The following is a 19,492-nucleotide window of genomic DNA, read 5'->3' on the forward strand; positions in this document are numbered from 1 at the left end:
CTGCGCGGCCTGGGGCGCTCAGTGTGCGTCTTCAAAAATTGGAGTTTCATGAAAGCAATCATTTGTCTTGGCTTGTTGTCCCTGGCCGGTGGCGCTTTTGCGGCAAGCGATGCTTTGCCCAGAGACCGGCTCAACCTGACAGCCAGCGCCAGTGTTGAAGTCACCCGTGATGTGCTGGGCATCGTCTTTTCGACCAGCAAAGAGGGCTCGGATGCGGCGACGGTGCAGACGCAGCTGAAGCAGGCGCTGGAGGCCGCCCTGACGGAGGCGCGCAAGATTGCCAAGCCGGGTCAGGTGGAGGTGCAAACCGGTAACTTCTCGCTCTATCCCCGCTATGCGGCCAAGGGCGGCATCAATGGCTGGCAGGGCTCGGCCGAGTTGCTGGTAGAGGGCAAGGATGCTGCCGCGATCGCGCAGCTGAGCGGCCGCATCAACACTATGAGCATCGCCCGTGTTGGATACAGCCTGTCCAAGGAGCAGCGCGAGAAGGTCGAGGGCGATGTGACAGCGCAGGCGATTGCCCGCTTCAAGGCGCGCGCGGCTGACTACGCGCGGCAGTTTGGCTTCAATGGTTACTCGATAGGAGAGGTCAGCGTTAACAGCGCCGACCCCGGCAATATGCCTATGGCCGCGCCGCCCATGCGTTTCAAGGCGATGGCAGCGTCAGCCGACGAAGCCTTACCGGTGGAGGCAGGCAAAGCCTCGGTCAGCGTGACGGTGAATGGCTCGGTGGTGATGACGGCGCCTTGAGCGTCGCATCAAGCGCCTTGTTAGGATGAGCCGAGGAGGACAGTAAAAATGGCAGAACCGCAACTGAAGTACGTGCAATGCCTGGGGAGCGCGGGGCTGCGCCGCATGGCTTATTGGGAATGGGCTTGTGTGGGCGCAGCTGGCGCGCAGGCCCCGGTTCTGGTCTGTGTGCACGGCCTGACCCGCCAGGGGCGTGACTTCGATACCTTGGCACGTCGCATGAGCGAGAGCCACCGGGTGATTTGCCCCGACGTGGCCGGCCGAGGGCGTTCGGACTGGCTGCCTCAGGCCTTTGGCTACCAGATCCCCACCTATGTGGCGGATATGGTGGTGCTGCTGGCGCGCTTGGATGTGGAACAGGTCGATTGGGTCGGCACCTCGATGGGTGGGCTGATCGGCATGGGATTGGCGGCCTTGCCGGCATTGTCGGGTCCAGCGGGCGAAGCTGGCGTGGCGACCAGCCTGGTGCGCCGCATGGTCTTGAATGATGTGGGTCCGGAGCTGGGTTTCGAGGCCTTGCAGCGTATTGGCAGCTATCTTGGGCAGCACATGCGTTTCGATTCGCAGGAGCAGGGCGCTGCCTATTTGGCCAGCATTTCGCCAGGTTTCGGCCCGCACAGCGCGGCGCAATGGGCGGCGCTTTCGGCGCCTATGTTCAAGCCTGTTGAAGGTGGCGCTGGTGGTGACGGTGTGGAGGGCGGTGTGCGACTGCATTACGACCCGCAACTGGCCGCACCTTTCGCGCAAGTCTCGCGCGAGGCGGCCCAGGCCGGCACGGCGGCACTCTGGCAAGCCTACGACAGCCTAACTTGCCCGACCCTGCTGCTGCGCGGCGCCGAGTCCGATTTGCTGTCCAGCGCCACCGCGCAGGCCATGACCCAGCGCGGGCCGCGCGCGCGGCTGCATGAGTTTGCCGGCGTGGGCCATGCGCCGACGCTGGTACAAGCCGATCAAATCGAGGTCGTGCGGGAGTTTTTGGGAACAGTATGAAGACGGGTTCACAGAGCGGGCAGGCGCAGACCGCAGCGATCGTCAGTTTGCTGGAGGCCTCACCGGCGCTTGAACTGACGCCGGTCGGGGGTGCGCCAGCGACAGGCATCACTCCGCTGGACACCGTGGCCAGGGCACGGGCCTTTGCGGAGCCTTTGCTGACGGGTCAGTTGTTGGACACCGGCGAAGAGGCCTTGGTCCATGCCGACGGTGTGGCCGCGATTTTGGCCGGCATCGGCGCTGCGCCGGCCATGCAGGCGGCCTCCTACCTGGTTTACGCGGGTGACTATCTGGCTCGACCCGAAGAGTTGGTCAGCAAGGCCTTCGGCGAGTCCTATGCCAGCTTGGTCATGCACACGCGCAAGCTGGTGCAGATTCAGCGCGCGGCCCGCGAGGCGCGGGTCGAAGCCGCCGCCCGGGCCGAGCAAACCGAACGAGTCCGCAAGATGCTGCTGGCTTTCTCGCGCGATCTGCGGGTGGTGCTCTTGCGGCTGGCGTCGCGCTTGCAGACTCTGCGATTTTTTGCGTCGTCAAAGCAGGCTTGCCCGGGAAGTCTGGCGGCCGAGTCACTGCAGGTGTTTGCGCCCTTGGCCAATCGCTTGGGCATTTGGCAGATCAAGTGGGAGCTGGAGGATTTGTCCTTTCGCTTTCTGCAGCCGCAAGCCTACCGGGAACTGGCGCGCGCGCTGGACGAGAAGCGGCTGGGCCGTGAGCAAAGCATTGAAGCCGCTCGCGCTGCGCTGCAGGCGGACCTGCTGACGCTGGGCATTGAGGCGCAGGTGCAGGGCCGGCCTAAGCATCTCTACAGCATTCACAAAAAAATGCAGGGCAAGGGTTTGCAACTGGAGCGGGTGTTCGACCTGCGCGCGTTGCGCGTGGTCGTACCCGCTGTGGCGGACTGTTATGCAGTGTTGAGCCGCCTGCATGAGCTGTACACGCCGGTCGATGGTGAGTTCGACGACTACATCGCCCGGCCCAAGCCCAACGGCTATCAATCGCTGCACACCGTCGTGCTGGGTGCGGACGGCCGGGCGATGGAAGTGCAAATCCGCACGGCCGCCATGCATGAGCATGCCGAGCATGGCGTGGCTGCGCACTGGGCCTACAAGGAGGCCGGGGCGCGAGGCTATGCCGGCGTCAGCGCGGCAGGCGACTTTGAGGAGCAAGTGGCACAGGCCCGCAAGGCGGTGCTGCGTCAACTGCTGGCTTGGGAGCGCGACTTCGTTGAGGGTGACGCATCGGTCGCCGCAGGGGCAGCAGCAGGTGCGGCAGCAACAGCCGACGCCGGCGCTGACTCGGCCACGGTCTTCGATGACCGCATTTATGTGTTCACGCCGCAGGCCTCGATCGTCGAGTTGGCGGCCGGCGCTACGCCGGTTGACTTTGCCTACGCCGTGCATACCGATCTGGGCCACCGTTGCCGGGGTGCCAAGGTGGACGGCGTGATGGTGCCGCTCAACACCCCTCTCAAGAGCGGGCAGACAGTCGAGGTGACGTCGGCTAAAGAGGGCGGGCCGTCGTTGGATTGGCTCAACGCCGAGCTGGGTTTTCTGCAAAGCCAGCGTTCGCGCACCAAGGTGCGGGCCTGGTTCAACGCGATGGCGCAGCGCCAGACCGCTGCACGGGGCCGCGAGGCGGTCGAAAAGCTTTTGCAGCGGGAGGGTAAAACGGCGGTCAAGCTGGAGGATCTGGCCGGACGGCTGGGCTTCAAGAATGCTGACGCTTTGTTTGAGGTGGTGGGTAAGGACGAATACTCGCTGCGTAATATCGAACTGCTGCTGCGCCCGCCGGTGCCCGAGCCCGATGACGACGAGCTCTTGGCCCAGCGCCGCAGCAAGGCGGGCGCCAACGCGCCGCGCGGCGGTGTGTTGGTGGTGGGGGTGGACTCCTTGCTGACCAATCTGGCTCGCTGTTGCCGGCCGGCACCGCCCGATGCGATTGGCGGTTACGTCACGCGCGGCAAGGGCGTGGCCATCCACCGGCTCGATTGCAGCAATTTCAGGCAAATGGCGGCCTTGGCCGGCGAACGCGTGATCGAGGTGGAGTGGGGGGGGCGACCCAATGAGCTTGATGCCAAGGGGCGCGGTGCGGCGCAGTACCCGGTCGACGTGGTCGTGGAGGCCAGTGAGCGCCAAGGCCTGCTGCGCGACGTGCTGGAAGTCTTTTCGAAAGAGAAGATGAATGTGGTGGCCGTCAACACGCAAGCGGCCAAAAACGCTGGCAGGGCAGTGCGCAGCGAAACCAGCTGGACCCATTTCACCGTAGAAGTGGCAGATTCAGGGCGTTTGGCCCAGGCCTTGCGCCATGTCGCCACGGTCAACGGCGTGCGCTCTGCCAGAAGAAAATGAAGTGAATTTGAAAATATTCTTGCGCACCCCTGAAAACCGGGCTATACTGCGAAGCTCTTGAGGCGCGTAGCTCAGCTGGTTAGAGCACCACCTTGACATGGTGGGGGTCGTTGGTTCGAGTCCAATCGCGCCTACCAAATTCGGTAGGCGTTACCTTCAAGTAACGTTGAAATAAGAAGCCCGGTAGATCGCAGATCTGTCGGGCTTTTTGCTTTTTGGCCCATCTTCAGGCCATGCTCTTGCTTCCAACCAACTGCTTATCGTGGCTCACCTTGTGCGCCAAGAAGCCATGGCTAAGGGGTAATCCCCTTCGGGCTGCGTCTGAGCGTCTTCTAGAATAATGTTGCACCTGCACATATTGATGGATGCACTGACAGCCCTGCACGGCAGAGGGCAATAGGCGCGGCGCCGCAGGCGCTGTTGCTAACCGAATCGAAGAGGAGTTGTCCATGGTTACTGCCCGCAAAAAGGCCGCGGGAGGCGCGGCGCCCGAGTCCGGCGCCGAGCACAACAGCGGCGTTCGCGTGCTCAAGAAGTACCCGAACCGGCGTCTCTATGACACTCAAACCAGCAGTTACATCACCTTGGCCGACGTCAAGAAAATGGTGTTCGCGGGCCAGGCTTTCGAGGTGCGTGACGCCAAGACGAGTGAGGATCTGACGCGCAGCATCCTCTTGCAGATAATTCTGGAAGAAGAAACCGGCGGTGTGCCAATGTTCAGCACCGCCGCTCTTGAGCAGATCATTCGCTTTTACGGTCATGCGATGCAGGGCGTGATGGGTGACTATCTGGAAAAAAATGTGCAGAGTTTTGGCGACTTGCAGACCAAGTTCGCCGAGCAGAGCAAGGGCCTGGCCTTCAGCCCCGAGTTGTGGACTCAGTTTCTGGGTGCGCAGGCACCGATGATGCAGGGTTTGCTGGGTGGCTATGCCGAGCAGTCAAAGACCTTGATTTCGCAGATGCAGGAAAAAATGCAGGAGCAAATTCAGCAGGCCTCGGCACTCTTTCCCGGTATTCCTGGGCTGCCAGGTTTCCCTAAAAAGTAGGGCGCGGGCAGTTTTGCAGCCGGCATTGCGGTGAGTCTTTGCGGGATGAGCGAAAATCCCGGCATGAACACAATTAACACAAGCGGTATCGCCGCTGCCGCTGCGCCCAAGATCGGTTTCGTGTCACTGGGTTGCCCGAAAGCCCTGACCGACTCCGAGCTGATCCTGACCCAGCTGCGGGCCGAAGGCTACGAAACCTCCAAGACCTTTGCCGGCGCCGATTTGGTGATCGTCAACACCTGCGGATTCATCGACGACGCGGTGCGCGAAAGTCTGGACACCATCGGCGAAGCGCTGGCCGAAAACGGCAAAGTCATCGTTACCGGCTGCTTGGGTGCCAAGGCGGGTGCAAGCAGCCCGGATGCCGGCGGCTTGGTGCGTGAGATGCACCCCAGCGTCCTGGCCGTGACCGGCCCTCATGCGACGCAAGAGGTGATGGACGCCGTGCATCTGCATGTACCCAAGCCGCATGACCCCTTTCTCGACCTGGTGCCCGAGTCGCGTGGCATTGCAGGCATCAAGCTCACGCCCAAACACTACGCTTACCTGAAGATCAGTGAGGGCTGCAACCATCGCTGCACCTTCTGCATCATCCCCAGCATGCGGGGTGACTTGGTGTCGCGCCCGATCGGCGATGTGTTGAACGAAGCGCGTGCGCTGTTCGAGTCCGGCGTGAAGGAGTTGCTGGTGGTCAGCCAGGACACCAGCGCCTACGGCGTCGATGTCAAATACCGCACCGGTTTTTGGGACGGCAAGCCGGTCAAGACCCGCATGTATGACCTGGTTGCGCAAATGGGCGAGATGGCCAAGCAATACGGTGCTTGGGTGCGGCTGCACTATGTCTATCCTTATCCGCATGTGGATGAGGTGCTGCCGTTGATGGCCGATGGTTTGATCCTGCCTTATCTGGACGTGCCTTTGCAACATGCCCACCCCGACGTGCTCAAGCGCATGAAGCGCCCGGCTAACGGCGAGAAGAATATGGAGCGCATCCTGCGCTGGCGCGAGATTTGCCCCGACATCGTCATCCGCTCAACCTTCATCGCCGGCTTCCCCGGCGAAACCGAAGCCGAGTTTCAGTATTTGCTGGACTTCATGACCGAGGCGCGCATCGACCGTGCCGGCTGCTTCGCCTATTCGCCGGTGACGGGCGCCACCGCCAACGACTTGGACGGTGCGCTGCCGCAAGAAGTGCGTGAAGAGCGCCAGGCGCGTTTCATGCAAATCGCCGAAGCGGTGTCGATCGACAAATTGCGTTCGCGCATCGGCGCGACCATGCAGGTCTTGGTTGATTCCGCCCCGGCCATGGGCCGCAAGGGCGGTGTTGGCCGCAGCTATGCCGACGCGCCTGAGATCGACGGCACGGTCCGCCTGGCCGCTCCGCAAAAGGCCAGCAAGACGCTCAAGGTGGGTGAGTTCACCAAGGCGAAGATTGTTGCGACCGAAGGCCATGACTTGATCGGCGTGCCAATCTAGTCGCTGTTCTTAACCCAAACGGGCTGCGGCCCGTTTTCTTTTTTCTGGTCGGAGTATTCACTTGAGCAAACGCGCCATCTCCACGGATCAAATCCATCACCCTTACCATGCCCCCGAGGGCTGGAATGCGTTCCCACCCGGCGTCTTCAAAGCCTCCACGGTGCTATTCAAGAATACCGCTGACCTGCATCAATACCGCCCACGCGACGGCCAGAGCTACCGCTACGGTCTGCACGGCACGCCGACCAGCTACACCCTGGCGGCGCGCATTGCGAGCCTGGAAGGCGCGCAGCACTGCCTGCTTGTGCCCAGCGGCTTGGCGGCGGTGACGCTGGTGAGCGTGGGGCTGCTGCGACCTGGCGACGAGGTGCTGGTGCCTGACAACGTCTATGGTCAGAACCGCTATCTGAGCGAATCCTGGTTGCCGCAGTTCGGCATCACTTACAAGTTCTATGACCCGCTTGATGTGGCGGGCTTCAAGGCGCTGCTGACGCCGCAGACCAAGCTGGTGTGGCTGGAAGCGGCCGGCTCGATCACGCTGGAGTTCCCCGACCTGCTGGGCTTGCTGGCGGCGTGTAAAGCCCATGGGGGCGTCATCACGGCGCTGGACAACACATGGGGCTCGGGTGTGGCCTTCAATCCCTTTGAGATTGCGCCCGGAGTCGGTGCGGATGTGTCGATACAGGCCCTGACCAAGTACGCCTCGGGTGGCGCCGATGTCTTGATGGGTTCGGTCTGCACGCGAGACTTAGGTCTGCATGAGCGCCTCAACCATGCCCACGAGCATCTCGGTTATGGCCTGGGTCAAAACGATGTGGAGCTGGTCTTGCGCGGCTTGCCGACGCTGGAACTGCGCTACCGTGCGCAAGACGCGACAACGCGCGCCTTGGCCGCCTGGATGCAGGCGCGGCCGCAAGTTGCTCAGGTCTTGCATCCGGCGCTGCCCGGCTCGCCTGGTCATGCGCATTGGCTACAGACCAGCAGCGCCGGCGCGGCTTGCTTGTTCTCGGCTGTGTTCAAGCCCGAGTTCAGCGCACGTCAGGTCGACGCCTTTGTCGACGCGCTGGCGCTGTTTGGCATCGGCTACTCATGGGCCGGGCCGATGAGCTTGGCCGTGCCCTATGACTTGAGTCGCAGCCGCAATCTGGTCCGTCACTTTGCCGAGGGTGTGGTCGTGCGTTTTGCCATTGGCCTGGAGGCCGAGGCCGATTTGCGCGCCGATCTGGCGCAGGCGCTGGCTATTCTTTAGTCTCGGGAAGGGGCTTTGGCGGCGTGCCGCATCAACTGCCCCTTTTGGCGAAAGTGGCAGCTAATCTGCTTCTCAGCTTAGGTCTTCGACTTTGATGCGTGCCGCATCAACTGCCCCTTTTCTTTCTCCCAATCCCGCTTTTTCTCGGTATTGCGCTTGTCGTGCTCGGCCTTGCCCTTGGCCAGGCCGATTTCGACTTTGACGTAGCTGCCTTTGAAATGCAGGTTGAGCGGCACCAGGGTGAAGCCTTTTTGCTCGATCTTTCCAATCAAGCGGCGGATGTCTTCGCCCTTGAGCAGTAGCTTTTTGATCCGGTCGGCCAAGGGGCTGATGTGGGTCGAGGCATTGCGCAGCGGGTTGATGCGGCACCCGATCAAATACATCTCGCCGCCCTTGATCATCACGTAGCCGTCGGTCAGCTGAACTTGGCCGGCACGGATGGATTTGACCTCCCAGCCCTCCAGCACGATGCCGGCCTCATGCCGCTCTTCGATGAAATAGTCATAGCGGGCGCGGCGGTTTTCGGCGATCGGGGCGCTGGATACAACCGGCTTTGCTTTGGCCGGCGGCCTGAATGACGAATTGGGAGTGGACATAGCGCTCTGTTTTTTTGGTGGCTCGGGGCGGGCGTCAATGGAGTCGTCCGCGCCAATACAATCTCGCCATTGTATGAAGCATGTTAAAAAATCCGTTCTGCTCTGGTACTCGCCCCGCGAGATGTATGACTTGGTCGTCGGCGTTGAGCGCTATCCCGAGTTCTTGCCCTGGTGCGAGCGGGCTGAGCTCTTGGAGCAACAGGACGACGGCGTGACGGCGCGGCTGTCGCTGGCTTATGCCGGCGTGCGCCACGCCTTCACCACCCGCAACAGTCACGAAACAGACCGCCGCGTCAGCATGCGCTTGGTCGACGGCCCTTTTTCAATGTTGGACGGCGACTGGCGTTTTGTGCCTTTGACCAAACCGGGTGGCAACGCTGAAACCGAGTTGGCCTGCAAGATCGAGTTCGAGTTGCGCTATGCGTTTTCAAGTGTTGCGCTGGAGGCGGTGGTCAGCCCGGTGTTTGACCGCGTCGCCAATACCTTTGTCGAGCGGTTTGTCCAACGCGCCGAGGCGGTTTACGGTGCGCGCTGACCATGCATCTTGAATTGGTTTGGAGTCCGAGTGCGGGTGACGTTAGACAACGGTATCTGCAGATGGCTGAGGGCGCGACCATAGAGCAGGCGCTGCGGGCCTGCCCTGAGTTTGCCGATCAAATGCCAGGCTTAGGCGCAATGAAAATCGGTGTTTGGGGGCGTTTGATGCCTTTGAGCACGCCGCTGCGCGACCGCGATCGGATCGAGGTTTACCGGCCCTTGACCGTGGATCCGAAAGAATCGCGGCGACTGCGCTTTCGCAAGTCGCCAGAGCGGGTTGCTTCGCGGCATCGCCCCTTGGGCGGCAAGATCGGGCTTTAGCGGCCGCTACATTCAGCGGCATTCGCTGTTGATGATGCTGCGGGTGCGCTGCATTTCTTCCGCACGCTGGTTTTCATCGATGACGATGGGCTCTCCCTTGTCGTTGTTGCGCGTGAGCCGCACGCCATCCTGCAGCAGCTTCATATTCTCCTGAGCCCGCAGGCAGTTGTCTCGGCGCTGCTCGGCCAGCTTGGCTTCGTTCTCTCGCTGGCGCCGTTGTGCGTCTTTGTCTTCTTGTTTCTCGCGGGCTTGGCGCTCGAGGTCGGTCTTGCTCGGCCCGCTGGCCACTGGGAGCGGGGCGCTAGCGGCGCTACTGCTGGTGCCGTAGGGCACGATGACGATGCGTTCTTGCTGCTGATTCTTGGGGCGCTGCAAGATGTCTTTTTCAGCCGTGCCTTGCGGCGGCGGCAGGTCGCTGAACTGCAGCTTGCCGCTGGCGTCGCGCCATTTCCACTGGGCCTGTACCGGGCCTGCAGCACAAAGCACCAGCATGCCGAGCAGGCTGAAGCGCAAGGTGTGGCGCCTAAAGTTGCTCGAGAGGGTGCGCGTGGGCTCAGCGCTGAGCTTTAGTTTTTGCATGTTTTGAGTGTAGCCCTGGCCGCACTTGGATGGGTGCCTTGCGCGCCTTCCGTATAATGCCGCTTTGCGTCTGGAGCTTCCCCTATGCGCCTACTCGGCAAAGCGCTCACCTTTGATGATGTCCTCTTGGTGCCAGCGTTCTCGCAAGTCTTGCCTCGCGACACCAGTTTAGCCACCCGGCTGTCCCGCAATATCCGCCTCAACCTGCCCCTGGTGTCAGCCGCCATGGACACGGTCACCGAAGCGCGTTTGGCCATCGCCATCGCGCAAGAGGGCGGTATTGGTATCGTCCACAAAAACCTGACTGCGGCGCAGCAAGCGATCGAAGTCGCTCGCGTCAAGCGCTATGAGTCGGGCATCGTGCTTGAGCCATTCACGATCACGCCCAGCACCACGGTGCGCGAAGTGATCGAGTTGCAGCGCCTGCACGGCGTGTCGGGCTTCCCGGTGTTGGATGGCAAAAAGGTGGTCGGCATCGTGACCGGCCGCGATGTACGTTTCGAGACCCGCATGGATCTGGCCGTCAGCCAGATGATGACGCCGGCCGAAAAGCTGATCACCGTCAAGGAAGGCGCTTCGCTGGAAGAAGCCAAGGCCTTGATGCATAAGCACAAGCTCGAGCGTGTCGTCGTCATCAACGAGGCCTTCGAGTTGCGCGGCCTGATGACGGTCAAGGACATCACCAAGCAAACCAGCTTCCCGCTCGCGGCGCGTGATTCGCACGGCAAGCTGCGCGTCGGTGCTGCGGTCGGCTTTGGTGACGACACCGAAGAGCGCGTGACGATGCTGGTCAAGGCCGGCGTGGATGCCTTGATCGTTGACACCGCCCATGGCCACAGCGCTGGTGTGCTGGAGCGCGTGCGCTGGGTCAAGGACAAGTTCCCTGGCGTCGACGTGATCGGCGGCAATATCGCAACTGCCGCAGCCGCTTTGGCGCTGGTGGAGGCGGGCGCCGATGGCGTCAAGGTCGGTATCGGCCCAGGTTCCATCTGCACCACCCGCATCGTGGCCGGTGTTGGCGTGCCGCAGATCACCGCGATCGACAATGTCGCCACTGCTCTGCGCGGCACCGGCGTGCCGGTGATTGCCGACGGCGGCGTGCGCTTCTCGGGCGATCTGGCCAAGGCGATTGCCGCCGGCGCTGATTGCGTGATGATGGGTGGCGCTTTTGCCGGCACCGAAGAAGCGCCCGGTGACCTGATCTTGTATCAGGGCCGCTCGTACAAGAGCTACCGCGGCATGGGTTCGATGGGCGCGATGGCCAAGGGTTCGGCCGACCGTTACTTCCAGGACACCTCGGCCAACAACCCCAACACCTCCAAGCTGGTGCCCGAGGGTATCGAAGGCCAGGTGCCTTACAAGGGCTCGGTGGTGCAGGTGATCTTCCAGATGGCCGGTGGCTTGAAGGCGTCCATGCATTACTGCGGCTGCGCCACCATCGAGGACATGCAGAACAAGGGCGAGTTCGTCGAGATCACCTCGGCGGGCATGCGCGAAAGCCATGTCCACGATGTGCAGATCACCAAAGAGTCGCCCAATTACCGCTCCGAATGAGACTGAGGAGAGAAGGGGCCTCGGCCCCTTTTTCACATTGAGCAGCAAGGAAATAGATTGAGCGAGCGAGTGTCAGAGCCAAGCAAGGTGGCCAGGCGTAGATCGGCCGGCATGGGTTTCATCATGGTGGCGGTATTGATCGACATGATCTCGATCGGCCTGATCATCCCGGTCTTGCCGCCGCTGGTGGGCAGCTTTACCAATTCGGCCGCCAATCACACGCTGGCCTATTTGATGGTGGCCTTCGCCTTTGGTTTCGCCAACTTCATCGGCTCGCCCATTCTTGGCGCTTTGTCCGACCGCTACGGCCGCCGGCCGGTGATGTTGATCGGCTTTTGCGGCCTGGCACTGAGCTTCTTCGTCACTGCAATGGCCACCGCCTTGTGGATGCTGGTCGCGGTGCGGGTGGTCAGCGGCGCGATGCAGGCGAATGCCTCGGTCGCCAATGCCTATGTGGCCGACATCAGCGCGCCGGATGAGCGCGCCAAGCGTTTTGGCATGCTGGGCGCGGCCTTCGGCATGGGTTTCATCCTCGGCCCGGTGATGGGCGGCATTCTGGGTGATATCGACCTGCACCTGCCGTTTTATGTGGCCGGAACGCTGGCGCTGATCAACTGGTGCTATGGCTTTTTCGTCCTGCCCGAATCGCTCAAACCCGAGAACCGCCGGCCCTTCACGTGGCGGCGCGCCAATCCGGTCAACTCACTTAAAAAGCTCAGCAGCTTGAAGGGCGTCGGCCCCTTGGTGTTTGTGATCGCCTTGTCGGGCTTGGCGCAAATGATTTTGCAGTCCAGCTGGGTGCTTTACACGCATTTCAAATTCGGCTGGGGCCCCAAAGAGAACGGCTGGTCGCTGTTCGCGGTGGGCGTGATGTCGGTGCTGGTGCAGGGCTTTTTGCTGCCGAAGCTGTTGAAGATTTTCTCGCCGCAACGCCTGGTCGTGCTGGGCCTCTTGTCCAGCACGGTGACGAATTTTGTCTGGGGTGCTTCGACGGCGGGTTGGATGATGTACGCCATCATCGGTTTCAACCTCTTGGGCTTTGCAGTCAATGCTGCGATGCAAAGCCTGATCTCGAACGCTGCCGACGCCTCGACCCAAGGTGAAACGATGGGCGCGGTGTCCTCGCTCAACAGCATCATGGCGGTGCTGGCGCCCGTGGTTGGGCCGGGCTTGATCTATTTCGTCGCCGACTTGCCGCAAGGTGATTGGCGCATCGGCGCACCGTTCTATTTCTGCGCCGCCTTGCAGGCGCTGTCGCTCGTTTTCGCCTGGCGCCATTTCGCGCGCACGCGGCCCGCAGCGACCGTGGCCGTCTGAATAATTTTTGATGAAGTGAGATGAATATGCATGACAAGGTCCTGATCCTCGACTTCGGCTCCCAAGTCACCCAGCTGATCGCTCGCCGGGTGCGCGAGGCGGCGGTGTTCTGCGAGATCCACCCCAATGATGTGTCGGACGAGTTCATCCGTGAATTCGCCCCCAAGGCCATCATCTTGTCCGGCAGCCATGCCTCGACCTATGAAGACCATGAGCTGCGCGCGCCGCAGGCTGTGTGGGATCTGGGCGTGCCGGTCTTGGGTATTTGCTACGGCATGTTCACCATGGCCGTGCAACTCGGCGGCAAGGTCGAGGCCAGTGATCACCGCGAATTCGGCTATGCCGAGGTGCGTGCCCATGGCCATACCCGGTTGCTTGACGGCATCCAGGACCACGCCACGCTGGAAGGCCACGGCATGCTCAAGGTCTGGATGAGCCATGGCGACAAGGTCACCGTGATGCCGCCCGGCTTCAAACTGATGGCCGAAACGCCGAGCTGCCCGATTGCCGGCATGGCGAACGAAGAAAAAGGCTATTACGCGGTGCAGTTCCACCCCGAGGTGACGCACACGGTCAAGGGTCAGGAGCTGCTGACGCGCTTTGTACGCGACATTGCCGGCTGCAAGGGCGACTGGATCATGGGTGACTACATCGAAGAAGCCGTCGCCAAGATCCGCGAGCAGGTCGGTGATGAAGAAGTCATCCTGGGCCTATCCGGCGGGGTTGATTCCTCGGTCGCTGCGGCGCTGATCCACCGCGCCGTCGGCGATCAGCTGACCTGCGTGTTCGTCGACCATGGTCTTCTGCGCTTGAACGAGGGCGCGATGGTGATGGAGATGTTCGCCGGCAAGCTGCACGCCAAGGTCGTGCATGTGCAGGCCGAAGCTCAGTTCCTCGGTCATCTGGCGGGGGTCACCGACCCCGAGCAAAAGCGCAAGATCATCGGCCGCGAGTTCGTCGAAGTGTTCAAGGCCGAGGCCGCCAAGCTCAAAGCCGGCAATGACAAGTTGCAGGGCGCTAAATGGTTAGCTCAAGGCACCATCTACCCCGATGTGGTCGAGAGCGGTGGCACCAAGACCAAGAAGGCAATCACGATCAAGAGCCACCACAACGTCGGCGGTCTGCCCGAGCAATTGGGCTTGAAGCTGCTGGAGCCGCTGCGTGAGTTGTTCAAGGATGAGGTGCGGGCTTTAGGCGTGGCACTGGGCCTGCCGGCCGATATGGTGTACCGCCACCCCTTCCCAGGCCCCGGCCTGGGTGTGCGCATTCTGGGCGAGGTCAAGCAGCAATATGCTGATCTGCTGCGCCGGGCGGACGCGATCTTCATCGAAGAGTTGCGCGGCTGGAAGGATGAGGCCACCGGCAAGAACTGGTATGAGCTGACAAGCCAGGCCTTCACCGTCTTCTTGCCGGTCAAGAGCGTGGGCGTGATGGGCGACGGCCGCACCTATGACTATGTGGTGGCGCTGCGCGCGGTGCAGACCAGCGACTTCATGACGGCCGACTGGGCCGAGCTGCCTTATGGTCTGCTGAAGAAGGTGTCGGGTCGCATCATCAACGAGGTGCGCGGCATCAACCGGGTCACCTATGACGTGTCGAGCAAGCCGCCGGCCACGATCGAGTGGGAGTGAGTTGAGCCTTTGGCCAGCTGACTGATTTGCCGAACTACTGAAAGCCGCCCAGCATCGCTGAGCGGCTTTTTTCTTTTCCGTCGATCAAGACTTCCAGTTGAAATTCATCGCCAGAAAGATGAAGTTGACTTTTTTGTACTCGCCGATCACGCTGCCGCGTCCACCCAAAACGACGGGCACTCCGCCTTGAGCATTGCTGCGCAAAGTTCCTTGCGGCGTGTACTCCAAGCTCCAGCCCCAGTTGAAGCTGCTGGACTGTTCCTTTTGGCCACCGACACCGAAACGCCAGGTGGCATTGACCGGCAGCGCCAAGGCGATCTGGCCATTCCTCTGGAAGCCCGAGTCATAGCCTATGCCGGCATTCAGCAGCCAAGCATCTGACCATTTGTACTGCGTGCCGACCGACAGATGCCAGGTGTCTCTGAAGGGCAGTTGGGTGCTCAATGCGGTGGGGTTGTTGGAGTCAATGCCGATTTCGGCTTCGCCGAACTTGGACCATTGCTGCCAACCGACGCTGCCCAGCAGCGCCCAGTCCGGCGCGATTTGTTGGTAGGTGCTGGCCATCAGCCCTTGCGGCACCGTTACGCCGAGATCGACTTGCGTGTCCAGCAAGCCTCGGGCGTTGAGCAGCGCTCGCACACCGGGCGCCAGATCGCTCCACTGAGCTTGCGCCTTGAAGTTCAGTTTGACCGGCGAGGTATAGGTCAGCCCGAAACGCCGGCCGGCATCGACTTCGTACATCAGCCCCAAGTTGGCGCCCGCGCCCCAGCTGTTGTCTTTGAGGGTCAGGCTGGCGTCGCTGCCGATGATGTTGTTGACCGCCACCTTGTTGTCCAGCATGCCGTACATCAAGTTCAGGCTCGCACCCAGCGATAGCTTGTCGTTGATGCGCGTGGCGACAGAGGGAAGCAGCGACACGCCCAGCAACTTGCCTTCTTGGGCGCGGTAACGGCCCACCCAGCCGTCCTCATACTTGGTGGCCGAGCCGAAGTTGCCGGTCACGCCGAAGCCGAGTTTCAAGTCCGGTGACAGGCTGTGCGTGTAGAACGCGCCGCCGCCCGGAAACCAGCCGACCGGGTTGCCGCCGCTCTTGTTGCCCAAGCCCGCCGAGGTGCCGTCGCCGATCGAAAAACCCACATCGCCGTGCAGCACTTGCGCGCCCAGCGTGGTTTGATTGCCGCTGAGCCGCGTCATGCCGGCCGGGTTGGTCAGCACGGTTGACGCGTCCTGCGCGCGCGCCGCATAGCCCGCAGCGGCCAGGCCGACATCGGCTGTGCCGACCTCATACATCAGGATGCCGCCGGCGCTGACCGCCGGGCTCAAAGAAAAGAGGGCGCAAGCAAGCGCCGTCGCCAACAAAGTCTGTTGCGTATTGTTTTTAGTCATGGCGGTGTTCTCCAAAAAGACAAACGCCGGGAGGTGGCCGCAGCCGCCTTCCCGGCGTTCAAAGAGGTGTTAAACCGAGATCAATCGCTGTCCAACTGGTCGGGCAAGGCGAAGGCCGGCAAGCCCTTGGGCTGTTTGGCCGCCCGGGGTGCCGTGCCCGGCAGCACTTCGAAGGTCGGTGAGAACGAGACCATCAGGCTGCGCAGCTGATCAAAAGGTTTGCGGTCACCTTCGAATTTTGCCTTGTCGGCCTTGACCAGGTCATCGAAGGAGCTCAGGCCCATCATCACCCGGTTCAGTTCACTGCGGTTCAGAGTGATCGTCAGGTCAGCGTTCTTGGCCTGCTGGCCTTTGATATTGGTCAGCGTGGCATTGCTCAATTCAATCAGGTACTTCTCGCCGTTGTCGGGCGTGACGAGGTTGATGGTGAAGCGCATGCCGTCGGCCCGCTTGGGGTCGATGCTGATGCCTAGGAAGTCCAACCACAGTTCGGTCGACATGCCGAGCAGCACGTCGGGACTGGCGGCATTGGGGGCGTTTGTGGTGTCGGGTAGGCCGTTACGCAATTCGAAAGCGCCTTGTAAATAGCTGTTGCGCGCGCTGCTGCTTTCGGCCTGGTAGCCAAGTTGCTCATAGGCACCGGCCAGCAAATCTCGCGCCGGCTGGTTCTGAAGTTCGGCGAACACCAGCTTGTTCAAAATCTCGGTGGCTTCAAGATATTTGCCCTTGGCGATCAACTGCTTGCCCTTGGCCATGATCTTGGCCGAGCCGCCCATCATTTCGACATAGAGCGGCGCCGAGTCTTGCGGTGACAGCGGGTGCAGATTGACCGGGTTGCCGTCGTAGAAGCCCAAGAAGCGGTTGATCACGGCACGTGAATTGTTCTTCGAGTCACCGTGGTAGCTGCGTGCGGCCCATTGCTGCTGCAAGCTCTTGGGTACTTCGTAGACGTTGTGGATCTCGTTGATCGTCACGCCCTTGTTGGCATAGTGCAGCGACTGGTTGTTCAGATTCGCGTAGGCATCGCGCTGGGTGCGCAACACCTCTTGCACGCGGGCGTTGCCGAAACGCGGCCAGCTGTGCGAGGCGAACATCACCTCGGCTTCTTGGCCGAACTTCCACAATGCGTTGTTGATCTCCTTGGACCAGTTCAGCGCATTGCGCACCGGCGCGCCGCGCAGCGTGTAGATGTTGTGAATGGTGCCGGTGACGTTCTCGGCCGCCCAGAAGGCCTTGAACTGTGGGAAGTAGGTGTTCATCTCGACCGGTGCTTCGGTGTCCGGCGTGTTTTGGAACACCATCTTGACGCCGTCGAGGGTGACTTCCTCGAAGTCTTTGGCGATGATCAGGTTGGGTGCGATCAGCCCCATGCTGCCTTTTGCGACGTTTTTGCCGATGGCCTGGTCGACGTGGCCATGCGGGTCGCGCTGCAGCAGTACCGCGTACTGCCACTGTGTGCGGCGCGACATCGCGTTGCCGGCAAACACGTTCTCCTCAATCGCGGCTTGCATGAAGCGCTCCGGAGCGATGATCTTGACCTTGCCGCTGACTACGTCGGCCTCGTCCACCACACCGCGCACACCCATGAAGTGGTCGCCGTGCGAGTGTGAGTAGACAACGCCAACAACGGGGCGCTTGCCGAGTTTTTCGTTGATGAACTCTAAAGCGGCGCGGGCGGTTTCTTTGGCCGTCAACGGGTCAAAAATGATCCAGCCGGTGTCGCCCTTGATGAAGCTGATGTTCGCGAGATCGAAGCCGCGGACCTGATAAATCTTGCCCGGCACCACTTCGTAGAGGCCGTAGCTCATATTCAGCACCGCCTGGCGCTGCAGCGAGGGGTGGATGCTCTGGAAGTCTTTGCCTTGCAGCAGCCACTGGTAGCCGCCCATATCCCAGGCGACGTGGCCGGCATCGGCCTTGATCTGCTTGTACGCGGGCTCGGCGATAAAGCCCTTGTTTGCTTCGTCGTAGTCGCGTTTGTCGCTGAAGGGCAGGGTGGCGGTGATGCCTTTGCGAACCTCCAGCGTGTAGGTCGACGGCGGGCTGCCCTTGGGGTCGAAATGCTTGACTTGCGCCGGTGGCTGGGCAACCGAGGCGCCCTTGGCTTGATTGGTTTGCGCATGTGCGCTGACGCTTGTCGTTAGTCCGGCAATGGCGGCCGCTGCGATCAGCGCCACATTCGATGCTTGCAGGGAAAGCTTCATTTTGGATATCTTCAATCTTCGCTCCTGTTAAGTTAACTCGGCAAACCCCGGAGCGGGGCTGTAACGGCCTAAATCGGCGGCCAGTTTCAATGGGGCGAGGCATATTTGTCAAATGCATTTGATGCAAGGAGGCTATAAACTTGGCGCATGGCCTTAGAACTCAGACAGATGCGGCAAATGTTGATGCTGGCCGAGCTGGGCAGCTTTGCCAGGGCAGCCGTGGTGCTGCGTTTGAGCCAGCCGGCCCTGTCGCGCAGCATTCAGACATTGGAGCAGCAGGCGGGTGGGGCCTTGTTCCTGCGTTCATCGGCCGGTGTCGTGCCGACGGACCTGGGCCGGGTGTTGTTGCAGCGGGCGCGTGACCTGGTGCAGATGGCCGATGAACTCGAGATGGCGCTGCATGCCAAAGGCGCGCAGCAAACCGGCCAGTTGTGCGTGGGCAGTGGCCCTTACCCGATCGAGACGGTCATCACACCGGCGTTGACCCGATTCATTGCCGAGCACCCGCTCGTCAGCGTTCGGCTCCTCTCGGCCGACTGGGATCAATTGCTGCAGCGGCTGCGCGCCCGTGAACTGGATTTCTTCGTGGCCGAGACCAGCACGCTCAGCCATGAGGCGGATTTGCTTGTGGAAGCTTTGCCCGAGCATGCGCTTTACTTTGTCGGCCGCACGGGGCATCCCTTGTTGAGTGGCGGCAAGCGCAGCGTCAGTCCGGAAGACGCCTTGGCTTTCCCCTTTGCAGCGCCGGCCCGCATACCGCCCCGGCTGCTGGCGCCGATGTTGGCCGCCAAGGCGAAATTGTCGGACAGCTTGGCGGCGGCGCGGCCCTTTCCCTCGATCGAGTGCAATGTGGTGGCGGCGGTCAAGCGCATCGTGGCGGGCTCGGACACGCTGTCGGCCTTGACGCTGTCTTGCCTTGCCAGCGAACTGGAAGATCAGCGCCTGGCCTTGATCGGTTCGCAGTCTTGGATGACGCTGCGCTACGGCTTGGTTAGTCTCAAGGACAGGCCTTTAAGTATGCCGGCCCTGCGCATGCGCGAGTTCATCTTGGCTGCGGAAGCGGAGGTTGCCGTTGAGGAAGAGCGTTTGCGCGCGCGCTGGCTGGGCCTTGCTTGAGGGCGTGGCCCCGCTATTGCTGAGGCACAATCCTGCCGGTGGTGCCGGCCGGCTCTGACGCCTGTCCCGCACCATCGGTGGTGAACGAAGCTACTCATTCATTCAATAGACAACAAACCAACAATCATGCGTGCGGCACTCAGCATCCTCGGTTTGGTCATCGCGTTTGCCATCGTGCTCTCGATGATGAAGAAACAATCTGTCTCCTTGACCAAGGTCGGTGTGGCTGCTTCGGCTAATTCGGCGGCGTCGGCTGCCAGCGGCACGGGCGTGGCTCAGAACATACCTGATGCCGTGCGGCAGCAATTGCAAGACGCGGCGCAGCAGGCTGCTCAGCGGGCCTCCGAGGCCATGCCTTGACTAATTCGCTTGATTTGACCCCGGCGCTTGCG

General features: G+C 61.6%; 17 protein-coding genes and 1 tRNA gene. 14 read left to right on the top strand and 4 right to left on the bottom strand.

From position 1 onward, the window contains the following. The first annotated feature begins 48 nt into the window (after positions 1-48). From PRZ03_RS04690 to PRZ03_RS04720, 7 genes are all read left to right on the top strand, one after another. On the top strand, positions 49-750 hold the full coding sequence (locus PRZ03_RS04690) for an SIMPL domain-containing protein (RefSeq protein ID WP_263532042.1): 702 nt from the start codon (positions 49-51) through the stop codon (positions 748-750). Positions 751-798: 48 nt separating this feature from the next. Beyond that, positions 799-1,740: an alpha/beta fold hydrolase gene (locus PRZ03_RS04695; protein ID WP_273599234.1), complete on the top strand. Its 942-nt coding sequence runs from the start codon at positions 799-801 to the stop codon at positions 1,738-1,740. Next, positions 1,737-4,088: a RelA/SpoT family protein gene (locus PRZ03_RS04700; RefSeq protein ID WP_273599235.1), complete on the top strand. Its 2,352-nt coding sequence runs from the start codon at positions 1,737-1,739 to the stop codon at positions 4,086-4,088. The genes PRZ03_RS04695 and PRZ03_RS04700 overlap by 4 nt, the downstream gene beginning before the upstream one ends. A 60-nt stretch (positions 4,089-4,148) precedes the next feature. Next, a tRNA-Val gene (locus PRZ03_RS04705) sits at positions 4,149-4,225 on the top strand. 312 nt (positions 4,226-4,537) lie between these two features. Then, positions 4,538-5,134 carry a polyhydroxyalkanoate synthesis repressor PhaR gene (gene phaR / locus PRZ03_RS04710; RefSeq protein ID WP_263532045.1) on the top strand — a complete coding sequence of 199 codons (597 nt, stop codon included), beginning with the start codon at positions 4,538-4,540 and terminating at the stop codon, positions 5,132-5,134. Between the two features lie 63 nt (positions 5,135-5,197). After that, positions 5,198-6,610: a 30S ribosomal protein S12 methylthiotransferase RimO gene (gene rimO / locus PRZ03_RS04715; protein WP_263532046.1), complete on the top strand. Its 1,413-nt coding sequence runs from the start codon at positions 5,198-5,200 to the stop codon at positions 6,608-6,610. Positions 6,611-6,671: 61 nt separating this feature from the next. Next, positions 6,672-7,859 (top strand): PLP-dependent transferase, encoded by a 1,188-nt coding sequence (locus PRZ03_RS04720; protein ID WP_273599236.1) that lies wholly within the window; start codon positions 6,672-6,674, stop codon positions 7,857-7,859. Positions 7,860-7,936: 77 nt separating this feature from the next. Here the strand turns inward: PRZ03_RS04720 and smpB are convergent, their stop codons facing one another. Then, on the bottom strand, positions 7,937-8,455 hold the full coding sequence (gene smpB / locus PRZ03_RS04725) for an SsrA-binding protein SmpB (protein ID WP_263532048.1): 519 nt from the start codon (positions 8,453-8,455) through the stop codon (positions 7,937-7,939). A 73-nt stretch (positions 8,456-8,528) separates the two neighbouring features. Here smpB and PRZ03_RS04730 point away from each other — a divergent pair, with 73 nt between their 5' ends. Both PRZ03_RS04730 and PRZ03_RS04735 read left to right on the top strand, forming a co-directional pair. Continuing rightward, positions 8,529-8,990 (top strand): type II toxin-antitoxin system RatA family toxin, encoded by a 462-nt coding sequence (locus PRZ03_RS04730; RefSeq protein WP_273599237.1) that lies wholly within the window; start codon positions 8,529-8,531, stop codon positions 8,988-8,990. A 2-nt stretch (positions 8,991-8,992) separates the two neighbouring features. Then, positions 8,993-9,313, top strand: coding sequence for an RnfH family protein (locus tag PRZ03_RS04735; RefSeq protein ID WP_273599238.1), 321 nt, complete (start codon positions 8,993-8,995; stop codon positions 9,311-9,313). A 12-nt stretch (positions 9,314-9,325) separates the two neighbouring features. On the opposite strand, the gene PRZ03_RS04740 is transcribed toward PRZ03_RS04735, so the two are convergent. Continuing rightward, positions 9,326-9,892, bottom strand: coding sequence for a DUF4124 domain-containing protein (locus PRZ03_RS04740; RefSeq protein ID WP_273599239.1), 567 nt, complete (start codon positions 9,890-9,892; stop codon positions 9,326-9,328). An 84-nt stretch (positions 9,893-9,976) separates the two neighbouring features. Between PRZ03_RS04740 and guaB the strand changes: the two genes are divergently transcribed. The 3 genes from guaB (at position 9,977) to guaA (ending at position 14,394) form a co-directional block, all read left to right on the top strand. Next, positions 9,977-11,446 (top strand): IMP dehydrogenase, encoded by a 1,470-nt coding sequence (gene guaB / locus PRZ03_RS04745; RefSeq protein ID WP_273599241.1) that lies wholly within the window; start codon positions 9,977-9,979, stop codon positions 11,444-11,446. Between the two features lie 69 nt (positions 11,447-11,515). Then, complete coding sequence (locus tag PRZ03_RS04750; RefSeq protein ID WP_273599242.1) at positions 11,516-12,763, top strand: MFS transporter; 1,248 nt, start codon at positions 11,516-11,518, stop codon at positions 12,761-12,763. Between the two features lie 26 nt (positions 12,764-12,789). After that, positions 12,790-14,394, top strand: a complete 1,605-nt coding sequence (gene guaA, locus PRZ03_RS04755) for a glutamine-hydrolyzing GMP synthase (RefSeq protein ID WP_273599243.1) — start codon at positions 12,790-12,792, stop codon at positions 14,392-14,394. 84 nt (positions 14,395-14,478) lie between these two features. Here guaA and PRZ03_RS04760 read toward each other — a convergent pair whose 3' ends face one another. Continuing rightward, positions 14,479-15,780, bottom strand: coding sequence for an OmpP1/FadL family transporter (locus PRZ03_RS04760; RefSeq protein ID WP_273599244.1), 1,302 nt, complete (start codon positions 15,778-15,780; stop codon positions 14,479-14,481). A gap of 80 nt (positions 15,781-15,860) precedes the next feature. Continuing rightward, complete coding sequence (locus tag PRZ03_RS04765; protein ID WP_273599245.1) at positions 15,861-17,984, bottom strand: alkyl/aryl-sulfatase; 2,124 nt, start codon at positions 17,982-17,984, stop codon at positions 15,861-15,863. Between the two features lie 147 nt (positions 17,985-18,131). Between PRZ03_RS04765 and PRZ03_RS04770 the strand changes: the two genes are divergently transcribed. Then, positions 18,132-19,100, top strand: coding sequence for a LysR family transcriptional regulator (locus PRZ03_RS04770; RefSeq protein ID WP_273599246.1), 969 nt, complete (start codon positions 18,132-18,134; stop codon positions 19,098-19,100). 126 nt (positions 19,101-19,226) lie between these two features. Further along, positions 19,227-19,460 carry a hypothetical protein gene (locus tag PRZ03_RS04775; RefSeq protein WP_273599247.1) on the top strand — a complete coding sequence of 78 codons (234 nt, stop codon included), beginning with the start codon at positions 19,227-19,229 and terminating at the stop codon, positions 19,458-19,460. Positions 19,461-19,492 lie beyond the last annotated feature (32 nt).

Source organism: Roseateles albus (assembly GCF_028595345.1).
GTDB classification, from domain to species: Bacteria; Pseudomonadota; Gammaproteobacteria; order Burkholderiales; family Burkholderiaceae_C; genus Paucibacter_A; species Paucibacter_A albus.